The organism is Alkalimonas mucilaginosa, from assembly GCF_036327005.1.
GTDB classification, from domain to species: Bacteria; Pseudomonadota; Gammaproteobacteria; order Enterobacterales; family Alteromonadaceae; genus Alkalimonas; species Alkalimonas mucilaginosa.
On sequence record NZ_JAUGZK010000004.1, the window covers coordinates 1 to 13,042 of the forward strand.

11 protein-coding genes are annotated in these 13,042 nt (G+C 50.7%); 3 read left to right on the forward strand and 8 right to left on the reverse strand.

Annotation, left to right across the window (positions count from 1 at the left end; translation table 11 throughout):
• Positions 1-204: hypothetical protein (locus QWF21_RS06280; protein WP_330087201.1), on the forward strand; the 204-nt coding region annotated here is incomplete at its 5' end.
• A 125-nt stretch (positions 205-329) separates the two neighbouring features.
• Here QWF21_RS06280 and QWF21_RS06285 read toward each other — a convergent pair.
• Positions 330-3,173: an EAL domain-containing protein gene (locus QWF21_RS06285; protein WP_330087202.1), complete on the reverse strand. Its 2,844-nt coding sequence runs from the start codon at positions 3,171-3,173 to the stop codon at positions 330-332.
• A 90-nt stretch (positions 3,174-3,263) separates the two neighbouring features.
• Positions 3,264-5,078 (reverse strand): DNA helicase RecQ, encoded by a 1,815-nt coding sequence (gene recQ, locus QWF21_RS06290; RefSeq protein WP_330087558.1) that lies wholly within the window; start codon positions 5,076-5,078, stop codon positions 3,264-3,266.
• Between the two features lie 128 nt (positions 5,079-5,206).
• Between recQ and QWF21_RS06295 the strand changes: the two genes are divergently transcribed.
• Positions 5,207-5,659 carry a thioesterase family protein gene (locus tag QWF21_RS06295; protein WP_330087203.1) on the forward strand — a complete coding sequence of 151 codons (453 nt, stop codon included), beginning with the start codon at positions 5,207-5,209 and terminating at the stop codon, positions 5,657-5,659.
• A gap of 63 nt (positions 5,660-5,722) precedes the next feature.
• A complete protein-coding gene (gene rarD, locus QWF21_RS06300) occupies positions 5,723-6,628 on the forward strand; it encodes an EamA family transporter RarD (protein ID WP_330087204.1) in 906 nt (301 codons plus the stop codon).
• Here the strand turns inward: rarD and recG are convergent.
• The 6 genes from recG to QWF21_RS06330 all read right to left on the reverse strand — a co-directional run bounded on the left by recG (position 6,625) and on the right by QWF21_RS06330 (position 13,003).
• Positions 6,625-8,706, reverse strand: a complete 2,082-nt coding sequence (gene recG / locus QWF21_RS06305; RefSeq protein WP_330087205.1) for an ATP-dependent DNA helicase RecG — start codon at positions 8,704-8,706, stop codon at positions 6,625-6,627. The genes rarD and recG overlap by 4 nt on opposite strands.
• A gap of 130 nt (positions 8,707-8,836) precedes the next feature.
• Positions 8,837-9,229 carry a RidA family protein gene (locus QWF21_RS06310; RefSeq protein ID WP_330087206.1) on the reverse strand — a complete coding sequence of 131 codons (393 nt, stop codon included), beginning with the start codon at positions 9,227-9,229 and terminating at the stop codon, positions 8,837-8,839.
• A gap of 1 nt (position 9,230) precedes the next feature.
• A complete protein-coding gene (gene spoT, locus QWF21_RS06315) occupies positions 9,231-11,348 on the reverse strand; it encodes a bifunctional GTP diphosphokinase/guanosine-3',5'-bis pyrophosphate 3'-pyrophosphohydrolase (protein WP_330087207.1) in 2,118 nt (705 codons plus the stop codon).
• A gap of 128 nt (positions 11,349-11,476) precedes the next feature.
• A complete protein-coding gene (rpoZ, locus tag QWF21_RS06320) occupies positions 11,477-11,752 on the reverse strand; it encodes a DNA-directed RNA polymerase subunit omega (RefSeq protein ID WP_330087208.1) in 276 nt (91 codons plus the stop codon).
• A gap of 45 nt (positions 11,753-11,797) precedes the next feature.
• Entirely contained in the window at positions 11,798-12,430 is a 633-nt protein-coding gene (gene gmk, locus QWF21_RS06325) for a guanylate kinase (protein WP_330087209.1), read from the reverse strand.
• An 87-nt stretch (positions 12,431-12,517) separates the two neighbouring features.
• A complete protein-coding gene (locus QWF21_RS06330; protein WP_330087210.1) occupies positions 12,518-13,003 on the reverse strand; it encodes a PaaI family thioesterase in 486 nt (161 codons plus the stop codon).
• Positions 13,004-13,042: the final 39 nt, after the last annotated feature.

Below are 13,042 nucleotides of genomic sequence, written 5' to 3' on the forward strand. Positions count from 1 at the left end.
ATAAAGCCAAGAGCCCACTCATTCGAGTGGGCTTTTTGCGTTGAAGCGCCTGACGGCGCACAGCTCACCCACGGCAGCCACCGAGGTGGCATTGCGAAACACTTCCCTGTGTTTCGCCCTTCGGGCCTGCAGTTTGGTCGCCATGCCGGTTCGGTGCATCACCCATCTATCTGCGATAGCCTGAAGGAGCGTCTCTGCCTGTAACTTGTAACAAATGCAGTCTTCCCTGACCGGTGGGCCTTTTTACGTTGAAGCGGGAGCTGGGGTTTCGCTAAGCTAACTGTTTGGCATGGTGCCGGCTGAGCGCCCTGAGCTTTGCAATGTTGCATCTACTGCTGTAGATAAGCTTCAGTCAGCAAGCATGGTTTGCTAAGGTGGAAACCCTGGCAGAGGCTTAGCCCGTATGATCTGATCAGTTGATAAGCTTCTTCTGTCTCAATGTGAGTAGCTATCGGTTGAATTTTCATACTGCCTGCCAACTCAATAATACAGCGGAGCACTGCCTGATTAAGTGGATCTGTGGTAATATTTTTGGTGACGCTTCTGTCAATTTTTAACATGTCAATGGGCAGCTGTTTCAGGTAGCTGAAAACAGAAAGGCCACTGCCAAAGTTATCAAGGCAGACAAGACAACCTAGCTCGTGTACATGCTTGATAAAGGCAATGGTGTCATTTAAATACTCTACCGCAATGTATTCATCAAATTCGAAGCAGATCTTTGTTGTTGGGATCTTGTAGAGCCTTAGTTGTTCTGTGATAAAAAATTTGAAGTCTGGGTCCATGATTGAAGCAGCAGAGATGTTGATATGACACAGGCTGCTTTGTTCAAGATGTGCTGGATGTTGGTACAACCAGGCAAAATAGCGTTCGATAACCCAGCGATCAAGGCGTTGAGTAAGGTTCGCTCTGCGAGCTGCGTAGATAAAGTTAGCCGCTGGAATAAGGTGACCGGCCTCTGCTCTTAGGCGTAACAGTACCTCGTAACGAGATTGTACCGGCTGCTCTGGCTGATGAATAAACTGAATGTTTAGAATCAGCTGATTGTTGGTTAGTGCTGAGCGGAGCTTATGCTCCCATTCTTGCTGTGCAAATTCGCTCACGGAGTCTATCTGGTCCGCTGGATGGAAAAGGTGGATCCGATTGGAACCTTTATTCTTAGCCTGCTGACAACTCTGCTCAAGTATAATTAAAGCCTGCTCTGCGTTATCACTAAGGTGTTCTTTACTGACAACTCCGATAGATGCATTCATCCGGAAAATATGTTGCTGCCAAATAAATCGATATCCTCGTAACACATCAAGTAAACGATAAGACAGCACAAATATTTCCTGTGAGCTCTTACCTGGCAACAGAACCCCAAATTTGTCTGCAGATAACCGTGCAAGGGTGGCTTCGGGCAATTCGTGACGCAATTTTGTAGCTATCTGGCGAAGCAATGCATCTCCGGCGGCCTGATCACATTGTTCGTTTATCCGCTTAAAGTCGATTAAATCAATTTGTAAAAGGCAGCCAGGCTCGGCAGAATGCAGCCAGCTGTCCAGCTTATTATGAAATGCAGTCTGATTAAGTAAAGTTGTAAGATTATCAAGCTCATTCAATTGGCTTATTTTTGTCTTTGCAAAGTCTTCGTCACTCAGAGGCTGGATTTTAATGCAAAACATTTTCTCCAGAGCCGGCCCGAAAAACATATCCGTTGTTGCCGTGATGAAAAAGGAATCTCCGTATGTATTCTGCAACTCTAGAGTCAGAGCGGCTGTTGATTCCACTCCCTGTGTTTTAGGTAGAGGCCATTCTGGCAAAAGCTCATCAAGCTGAAGATCCAGCTTGGCTGTTGATTCGGTGGTGGCGCCGATGAGATTATAAAAGCTATCATTTGCTAGTAACAGTCGTCCAGTTTCTGATGCTATTACAACGGCTCCTTGCGATTGTGCAAATAGTGCTTCTCCACACAATTGTTTGATTTGTTGTGTTCGGGAGCTTGGCAGCAGCGCATCATGATTGTTCTGATGCCCGTAATGGTAGCTGATGCATGCGATGCTAAGAATCAGAGCGGCTAAAGCGACTTCATACCACATCATCGGCAGTTGCAGTAACCCAAACTCTGAAAGCATGATAAGACCACCGCTTATCAGCAAGAAAAGCCAAAGTAATGCAAAGAAACGTGCTTTGCCGTGGCCTTGCAGAAAATGGGCGAAGGATACAAAACAGTTGCTGATTAGTACGGTTAAAGCACAAGTAAGCAGCAGATGCACACGCAGTTGACCGCTTGCGTAGAGCGGGGTAAATAACAGGATCAGACTCAGCGCTTGATTCAGCAAAAAAAGTATATACCAGGGTTGTCGTTTGAATGAGGACAAAGCCTGGTAAGTAAATTGATTCAGACACAACAATGTTGAGCCTGCGAGAATATATAGAATGGCTGAATTAATTTCAGGTTGGTTGGGCCATATATAAGCGAACGCTTGCCCATTCAAGGTGGCGATGATTAAGCCAAAACTAAAATAGCAGCCAGCTTGATACAAATAAGAAATATGTCGGCGCCGGATCAGCAAGTAGAGGTTGTACAACACAACAGCAATCAATAATCCATAGATAATACCGGCAACAAGATTTAGTTGATTCTGAGCGGCTCTGAAACTGTCTTGTTGCCATAACTCTAACCGTAAAGGGACCAGGCCTGCATCCTGGATCTTAAGAAATACATCGATTTCCTGGCCTGGATTTAGATGAAGTGGAAACGCAAAGCTGGGGTAGGGCAATAGGCGTTCATCATAAGGGTAGTCGCTGCCAGTATGGTAATGGTGCTGGAAGCGATTTGATTGTCTATCCAGTAGCACCTTGGTCACTTGATCCGCGAGCGGAAAGTCATAATGGATGATAGTGTCCAAGGGGATTTCTCCATGGTATTGGAGCCGAACGAACAGCCAAACTGCTTGCCCAGTGTCAATTTGTAGCTTTTCTTTTTCCTCTACCAGTTGGAATGCGTGATGGCGGGCCGGATTTAGCAAGAACTCCTCAATCTCCAGCGTATCGTCTGTGATCTGATAATAAAGTGTCGGGCGCAGAGACAGGCTCTCAAGCTGCGGATCTACCTGAATACTTCGGGCATAATGCGCCTGGCTGGTAAAAGATATCCCGACGCAAAGCAGGAAAAGTACAATTCGTGCAATCACAGCATCCCTCACTGCTTACCTGGTAGTCACCGCGGAGTTTTATGGTATAGGCTGACAGGTCTATGGTTGCATAGCCTTATCACGTTTTTATTACTTTGCCAATGTATCATGACTGAGCGAACTTGTCAGATAGTCGCTTATCTCCAATAAAAATGTTGTTCCATAGCGACTTAGCTTGGTAAGGCCAACGCCACTGACTTGTAACATAGTCTGTTCATGTTCGGGAAGGCGTTGGCACATATCAATGAGTGTTGCATCACTGAACACCATATAGGGGGCGATATCTTCTTGCTCTGCCAATTGCTTGCGCAGTCGTTTTAAGCGAGCGAACAGTACTTTATCGTAGTTTTGTGGTTTGCGTTTATCTTTACTGCTACTGGCATGCAGCCGGGGGACAGCCAACTGCAAAGGTTGCTCTCCCTTCAATACTGGTCGTGCCGCAGGCTGTAACTTTAAGGCCGCATGTTGCGTGATGTCTTGCTGTAAAAAGCCAAAATGTACTAGCTGACGTAAGATACTAAGCCAGAAATCATGGCTGTAATCCTGACCTAAACCCCAGGTGGATAATCGATGGTGGCCGTATTGCTGTACTTTTTGGCTATTGCTACCGCGTAATACCTCGATGACATGGCCCATACCGAAACGCTGGCCAACCCGGTACACGCATGACAACGCTTTTTGTGCCAGCTCGGTACCATCAAATTGTTTGGGTGGAGACAGGCAAATATCACAGTTGCCACAGGGGGTTTGTCTTGCTTCGCCAAAGTAGTTCAGCAGTACCAACCTACGACAGGTCTGAGCTTCGGCAAAGGAGGCCATAGCAGAGAAACGCTGACGGGCAACCCGTGATCGCTGTTCGTTCTCTTCCTGATCAATCCAATGATAGATACGGGCAACATCAGCCGGATCAAACAGCGTTAATGCTTCTGCTGCTACGCCATCTCGCCCGGCTCTGCCAGTTTCCTGATAGTAAGCCTCAATCGTACGGGATAGCTCATAGTGCACAACGAAACGGATATTGGACTTATTGATGCCCATGCCAAAGGCTACGGTGGCAACTATGACCTGAATATCATCGCGTTGGAAGGCATCTTGCACCCGACTGCGGCTGTCAGAATCCATGCCTGCATGATAAGCGGCTGCACTGAAGCCTCTCTCAAGCAACTGGCTTGCCAGTTCATCCACTTTGCGTCTGGAGTTGCAGTATACTATGCCGCTTTGACCATCCTGCTGTTTCAAATAGCTGACCAGTTGCTCCAGCGGCCGGAACTTTTCCTGGATGGTATAGCGAATGTTGGGACGGTCAAAGCTGCCAACGTATTCCTGGTGTTGCTGCAAGCCAAGTTGTTGCACAATATCCTGTCGGGTGGCTGCATCGGCTGTCGCTGTTAGTGCCATTACAGGCACCGCAGGAAAGCGCTCTTTGATCAGTGCCAGTGCCATGTAATCCGGCCGGAAATCATGACCCCACTGTGAGATGCAATGAGCTTCATCAATGGCAAACAAACTGACGCCAAGTTCACTCAAACGTTCTAAAAATTGAGGCTGTAGCAAGCGTTCCGGTGCAACGTAGAGCAGCTTGAGTTGTTGTTGCCGCAGTTTGTTGTAAATAGCCAGTACTTCTTCGCGGCTCAGGCTACTATTTATAAACTCGGCGGCAATGCCGTTGGCTTTGAGTGCATCCACCTGATCTTTCATCAGTGACATCAGAGGGGATACTACGACAGTAACGTGCGATAGCATCAAGGCCGGCAACTGGTAACATAACGATTTGCCACCGCCAGTTGGCATCAGGACAAAGCTATCCCTGCCAGCCAGTGCTGCATCCATTACCTCCAACTGTCCGGGGCGGAAGCTGCTGTAGCCAAAGTAAGTTTTCAGATGCTGGAGTAGAGTATCGTGCACAGGTGATCGCAGCTCGCTGGTTAAAGTGGCATTGTAATCAAAACGGACGCTGCTGTCTGCCCCAGCCCCCTTGCTTAGTACGGCAAAGCCAGTTAGTCTTGACAGGTCCAACCAGAATGGTGTGCCTCATGAAACATGCTGATTTATTGCCGCTTATTGCTACAACCTTTGAGCAAATGCCGTTTAACCAATTGTTAGGCTTGCAGGTAACCCGCTTCGATCTGGAGCAGGCGGAGGTCTGTTTTAGCTGGTCTGAGCAATTGATTGGCAATCCAGTGCAAATGATTATGCACGGCGGTGTTATCGCCACCGTACTGGATGTGGTTGGCGGCATTATGGCAGTATCCAGTGCGCTCAGCAGGATGCAGAGCATTCAGCAGGATGAGTTGATGAGCCGCTTAGGAAAAATGAGTACCATTGACATTCGTACCGATTACCTGCGCCCCGGCCGGGGCGCGCATTTTACTGCCACGGCTCGCGTTATTCGAAGTGGTAACAAAGTGGCTGTGTGCCGGATGGAATTGCATAACGACAGTGGTGTACACATAGCACTGGGGACTGGTACCTACTTAGTTGGTTAAATGCTGTCGTACTACGTAGTGCTTTTGGTTAGAATACAGGCCTGATTTCCTACAGGCATAGTCATGTCACTGACGCGTGAACAAAAGCTGGGTGGTCTTGCCGCCATCTGTGCTTACACTCTTTGGGGCATAGCTCCGCTCTACTTTAAGCAAATTGCTGAAATCCCATCGCTGGAAATACTGGTGCACCGCATTGTTTGGTCCTGTCTGCTGCTGTTGCTTGTGGTGGTAGCAATAAGGCAGTGGTCGCAAGTGCTGGCTGTGGTGAGGCAACCCAAACTGATGAGCTTGCTGTTGCTAACCTCTTTGTTACTTGGCTTTAATTGGTGGTTGTTTATCTGGGCGGTGAATCAGAATCATATGTTGGATGCCAGCCTTGGCTATTACATCAATCCACTACTCAATGTGTTGTTGGGGATGGTGTTTTTAGGTGAGCGACTTCGAAAAATGCAGTGGTTTGCCCTGGGGCTGGCCGCTTGTGCTGTGCTCTATCAGGTACTCAGTTATGGTGCCTTCCCCTGGATAGCTCTGGCGCTGGCAGGCTCTTTTGCCGTCTATGGCTTGCTGCGTAAAAAGCTGGCGGTAAATGCCATCATTGGTTTGCTGCTCGAGTCCTTACTGCTGCTGCCACTGGCCGTCTGGTATTGGTGGTTTGTTGCAGACAGTTATGCCGTTAACCTGCTGCAAAACAGCTGGACGCTGAACCTGTTGCTGATGGCCGCCGCCTTGGTGACGACCGTGCCGTTACTGTGTTTTATAGCCGGTGCCCGGCGTCTGCAGTTATCGACCATGGGCTTCTTTCAGTACATCGGGCCCAGTCTGATGTTTGTGTTTGGCGTCTGGCTGTATCAGGAGCCTTTGGCTCAGGAGCGCTTGATCACCTTTGCTGTGATCTGGACTGCCTTGCTGATCTACAGCCTGGACGCCTTACATGCCAACCGAAAAGCCCACCCCAAACGCTTGGTTTAAGCATTGGCAAATTGTTCGCGATTGGGCAGCCAGCGCCTTAGTAATTGCTGGCAGGCTGGTTGATGGTGCTTCCACAGCTCAGTCGCCAGCTCACGGGCTACCGGCAACAGGTACTCATCCCGCTCTAAATCGGCGATTTTAAGCTGTGCCAGTCCGGTCTGGCGGGTACCCAGCAACTCACCCGGGCCGCGGATTTCCAGATCCCGCTGCGCAATCACAAAGCCATCGTTGCTGTCCCGAAGCACGGCCAGTCTGGCCTGAGCGGTTTGCGACAGGGGAGCGTGATACAGCAGTACACAATGTGAAGCAGTACTGCCACGACCAACCCTGCCACGCAATTGATGCAGTTGCGCCAGGCCAAGCCGCTCGGGGTTTTCAATAATCATCAGGCTGGCATTGGGGACATTGACGCCAACCTCAATCACTGTGGTGGCGACCAGTACATCCAGCTCACCCTGACTAAAAGCTTGCATCACCTGCTGCTTTTCCGCAGGTTTTAAGCGGCCATGCACCAAGCCAACACGTACATCCGGTAAGGCCTCCTGCAAGGCGGCACAGCTTTGTTCTGCGGCCTGGCATTGCAGTACATCCGACTCTTCAATCAGGGTGCAGACCCAATACACCTGTCGCTGTTCTTCGGTGACCGATGCTTGCACACGGTCAATCACCTGTTGTCGCCGTGTGTCCGGTATCGCAACCGTAGTGACTGGTGTCCTTCCCGGTGGCAGCTCATCGATGATTGATGTATCCAGATCGGCATAGGCCGTCATGGCAAGTGTGCGGGGAATCGGGGTGGCGGTCATTATCAACTGGTGCGGTGCGCGGTTGTCGATGCCGCCCTTTTCACGCAAGGCCAGCCGTTGGTGGACGCCAAAACGGTGTTGCTCATCAATAATCACCAGCGCCAACTGATGAAAGTGCACATCCTGTTGAAACAGCGCATGGGTACCTATCACCATGGCAGCCTCACCGCTTTGGATCAAGTGCAACTGCTGTTGTCTGACTTTGCCTTTGCTTTTGCCTCCCAGCCAGGCTACGGTGAGCCCTAAGGGATCGAACCATTGACGAAAGTTTTCGGCATGTTGCTCTGCCAGGAGTTCAGTCGGCGCCATCAAAGCTACCTGATACCCGGCAGCAATAACCTGCAAGGCAGCCAGTGCTGCCACCAGAGTTTTGCCTGAACCCACATCGCCCTGTACCAGCCGAAGCATTGGCACTGTATTGGCCAAATCGGTATGGATCTCCGCCACTACTCGTTGCTGCGCGCTCGTTGGTGCAAAGGGAAGTTGTTGTAAAAATTGGTGAATAAGCTTGCCATCAGGCTCTGCTACGGCAATCCCTTGTTGTGCCTGGCATTGCTGCCGAAGCTGGAACATACTGATTTGCTGGGTAGTCAGCTCTTCTAAGATCAGCCGCTGCTGCGCCGGGTGTTGGCCCTGCTCTAATTGCTCCAGGCTGGCATCTGGCGGTGGGCGGTGTAAGTAAAACAGCGCATCCGTTAGTGTCCAGCCTTGCTGACCACTGGCTGGCAGATACTCCTGTGGACTAAAGCGTTGCAGGTAACCAAGCGCCAGCTCGGTCAGATTGCGCCAGCTGGCTTGCTTTAATCCTTCTGTGCTGGGGTAAATGGGGGTCAGGCTTTCCGCCACCATGATGTTATCTGTACCCTGAACTAGTTTGTATTCAGGATGCATCATCTCGAGACCACGCAAGCCGCGCCGGGCTTCTCCGAAGCAGCGTAGTTCTACCCCTGGAGAAATAGCCTCTTTTTGTGCGGCACTAAAATGAAAAAAACGCAGTGTCAGACTGCCGCTGTGATCGCGCACTTTAACCAGCCAGGAGCGGCGTTTGCCAAACTGGATCTCGCTGCTTTGTACTGTACCGAGGATAGTGGTGTGCATGCCTGGTAGCAAATCGGCAATGGCGCAAACTCGGGTTCGGTCTTCATAGCGTAACGGCAAGTGAAACAACAGGTCCTGCACACTATGGATACCAAGCTTTTGCAGCCGCTCAGCCATTTTACTGCCAACGCCTTTTAATTGCGTAATGGCCAGGTTATCCAGTTGTGTTGCTGCCACGAAGCGATCTCTTATGCTTGCTGAATGTAGCCAGTGTACCCTGTTCAGCCAGGAAAATACCAGTGACTGAGGTGGTTGTAGCTGGCTAGCCCCTGAAACGATGACGGTGTCGTTTCAGGGAAGAGGTGGGTTAGTAGGTTGATGGAACTTCCATCACTCCATCAATTTCAATTTGGGCGCCGCGCGGTAAGGCACTGACCTGGACCGCAGCTCTGGCTGGGTAGGGCTCGTGAAAATACTGACTCATGATGCTGTTCACGGTAGCGAACTGGCTTAAGTCGGTCAGAAAAATATTCACCTTCACCATGTCATTCAGGCAGCCGCCGGCAGCATCGCAGACAGCTTGCAGGTTTTTGAATACCTGGTGCGTTTGTTCGCTAAAGTCTTCCGAGACCATCTCCATGCTGGTTGGTACCAGTGGGATTTGGCCGGATAAATAGACCGTAGTACCTATTTTTACGGCCTGGCTGTAGGTACCAATGGCTGCAGGAGCTGCATCGGTACGGATAATGACTTTGGACATCTTACTTCCTTCTGTAAATTTTCTGCACGTCCGGCATGACACGGATTTTCCGCATCACATTGGCCAGATGCACCCGGTCGCGAACCGACAGGGTAATGTTAATAATGTATTCACCGGTATCCCGATCATCGGTCGCTAAGTCCTGAATATTGGAATCCTGGGTTGCTATCAAAGCGGTCAGTTTCGCTAATACGCCCTGGCGATTGATAATATAGACTCGGATATCACACAGGAAGTGCTTATCCTGAGTTTGATCCCAGCGCACCGGGAAGTACTTGGCCGGATCTTTTTCCCAGCCTTTGATATTCCGGCAATCGCTGCGATGCACATTCAGGCCTTTACCGGGCGAAGCATTGGCAACAATAGGATCGCCCGGAATGGGGCGACAGCATTTGGCAAAGGTTAATAACATGCCTTCTGAGCCGACAATCACAGCTTTGCTATGGCTTTGCTCCTGGGTTGGAGCTGCATCATCTGGTGTATCGAAGTCGCCAAGCAAACGCCGGGCAATGGCAATGGGTAACTGGTTGCCCAGGCCAATCTCTACCGCCAGTTCATCCATCGATTTTTGCCGGGCACTTTGCAGTACTTGCTCCACACGATCGGTCGCGATATCTGCCAGCTTGACATCACCCAGTGCCGAGTTCAGCAGGCGATAACCCAAACTGGTTGCTTCACTTAACTGCTGTTTCTTCAAATAGTTGCGAATGCCCAAAATGGCCCGGCTGGTCACCACATAGTTTAGCCAGTTGGCGTTTGGTTTCCCGCCTGGGCTGGTGATGATTTCTACCGTCTGGCCGGTTTCCAGCGGCCGGCTCAGTGGGTAAGGCTTGCGATCGATCCGGGCACCGACACAGCGATTGCCAACATCGGTATGCACCGCATAGGCGAAATCGACGGCAGTGGCATCAATCGGCAGCTCAATAATTCGCCCCTTGGGGGTAAAGACATAGAGTTCATCCGGGTACAGCTCGGATTTGACGTTTTCGACAAACTCATGGGTGGAGCCTGCACTTTGCTGTAGCTCCAGCAGGCTTTGCATCCAGCGGCGGGCACGGATTTGTGCGGTGGTGCCGCTGTGCTCACTGCCGGCTTTGTACATCCAGTGGGCTGCAATACCCTTGTCGGCCATTTCATCCATCTCGGAGGTGCGGATCTGGATTTCGACCGGAATGCCGTGCGGGCCAATTAACGAGGTATGCAGTGATTGATAGCCATTTTGCTTCGGAATGGCGATGTAGTCTTTAAAACGAATCTCAATCGGTTTGTACAAATTGTGCACCACGCCTAAGGTGCGGTAACAGTTGTCGATGCTCTGTACAATGACCCGAAAAGCATAAATGTCCATCACATCGTTGAACATCCGCTCTTTGTTTTTCATTTTTTGGTAGATGCTGTACAGGTGCTTTTCACGGCCGGATACTTCAGCTTCAATGCCGGCATCGGCAATGCGGCTGCTGATTTCGCTTTTAACCTTCTCCAACAGTTCACGGCGATGGCCGCGCGCCTGTTGCACGGCCGATTGCAACGCGCGGTAGCGCATCGGGTACAAGGCCTTGAAGCCAGAGTCCTCCAGTTCGTTTTTGATGTTGTGAATGCCCAGACGATTGGCAATGGGGGCATAGAGTTCCAGCGTTTCGCGGGCGATGCGACGGCGTTTTTCCGGGCGCAGGGCACCAATGGTGCGCATATTGTGGGTGCGATCGGCCAGCTTGATCAGGATCACCCGGATATCCTGCGTCATGGCCATAAACATTTTTTGCAGGTTGGTAACTTCAAATTCCTGATAATCTTTGAATTTGACCTTATCCAGCTTGCTGACACCCTGCACCAGCTCAGCCACGGTATTACCAAAGCGTTCGGCTAGATCTTCTTTGCTGTAGGGCGTGTCTTCAATCACATCATGCAGCAGGGAGGCCATCAGAGTTTCATGATCCATCCGCATATCGGCGAGGATACTGGTCACGGCAACCGGGTGGGTGATGTAAGGTTCGCCACTGGAGCGCATTTGTGGGGCATGCGCCTCTCTGGCCAGCAAGTAGGCTTGCTGGATCTGCGCCACCTGGTCGGCGGGCAAGTACGCTTGAATTTGCTGCTTTAAACCTTCAAACAAATACACCTGAACCCCCCATACCGCATCAGGAAAAACCAGCGAAGATGCTGCTTACTGCATTTATATCAGAATCGGGCGGTGTTGAGTAGGTTACCAGCAGCAAAAACGCTGCTGGTCATCAAGAAAAGAGGGTTTTATTCGTCGCCGCCAATAATAGCTGCAACGGCGGCCATCTCGGTCGCTTCCTGCTTCATTTGGTCCTGACGCTCTTGCTGGTCCAGAATGGACTCAGTGATCAGACCTTGTTCAATTTCACGCAGGGCGATGACGGTACTTTTGTCATTTTCCCAGTCCACCAGTGGATCTTTACCTTCAACACTGATTTGACGGGCACGGCGGGCTGCGACCAGGATCAGGTCAAAGCGGTTGCCAATTTTATCCACTGCATCTTCAACGGTTACGCGAGCCATTCGCTACTCCAAGTCAACAAGTTGTGCAAGACCCGCTAGTATACGCTAATCCGCTGACTTCGCCAACAGTTGATCCAGCAGATCCTGTTGCCGCTGTTGTTGCCGGATAAGGCGGTTGCGCTGACACAGCACGATGGAGCGCAGCTCCAGCAAGGCTTGCTGAAAATCATCATTCACAATCAGATAGTCGTATTCATCGGCATGGCTCATTTCATCCTGTGCCTTGCTCATTCGGCCGGCAATAATGTCGGCGCTGTCCTGGCCACGACTTTGCAGTCGCTGCTGCAGCACATCCAGGCTGGGGGGCAAAATAAAGATGCCAATGGCGTCAGGCAATTGCTGCCGGATCTGACGAGCTCCCTGCCAGTCGATATCCAGAAACACATCAATACCCTGCTGCAGGGTGTGTTCCAGCGTGGTGCGTGAGGTACCGTAGTAATTGCCAAATACCTCGGCCCACTCCAGAAACTCACCGGCTGCAATACGGGCTTTAAAATCATCTACTTTGACGAAATGATAATGGACCCCGTTTTGCTCACCAGGGCGTGGTGCCCGCGTCGTGTGCGAAACGCTGACCTGCATATCGGCATGCTGCGCCAGCAGCGCCTGGATCAGGCTGGATTTACCAGCCCCGCTCGGGGCCGATACAATGAATAAATTTCCGGAAACCTGCGCCATCTGTCTGTCCTGTGGCCATAAAACCGCAATTTTACGTTGCCAAAGCGCTGGCTGCAAATACCGCGACAAATACAAGCCTAAGCGCCGCTACTTTTTCGTGGGTTTGGCTTTGACCGATAGCGTCAGGGTAAAAGTGGCCATTGGCTCATTCCCATGCAGGCTGGGGCAGGTCACCACCACCGACACCGGGCGGTTGATGCGCTCACCGCTGGCCAGGGATTCATCAATCATCTGGTCAATCACATCGCCATCGTGGCTGGTAAAATGCACTTTGGCTTCAGGGCGTTTTAAAAAGCTGCCCTGCACATCTTTAAAGGCAAAATTGGCATTCACGCCACGGGCTTTGGCTTTACTAAAGACCAAAAAAGCCCCCGCCAAATCCGCGCCAATCGCCAAAGCACCAAAATAAATGCTGCCCAAATGGTTTTTGGTGCGCCAGGTGTGCGGCATGGTGACTTCCAGCGTTTTGCTGTCCATTCGCACAATTTTTGGTGAGCAAAAACCAATCAGCGGAATGTACCGCCAGGCAAAGAATTTCAAGCCCCAGTTGGCTTTACGAAGGGAAATGGCCATCTTGCAACTCCAAATAGTGTATCGGGCCAGCTTATACTG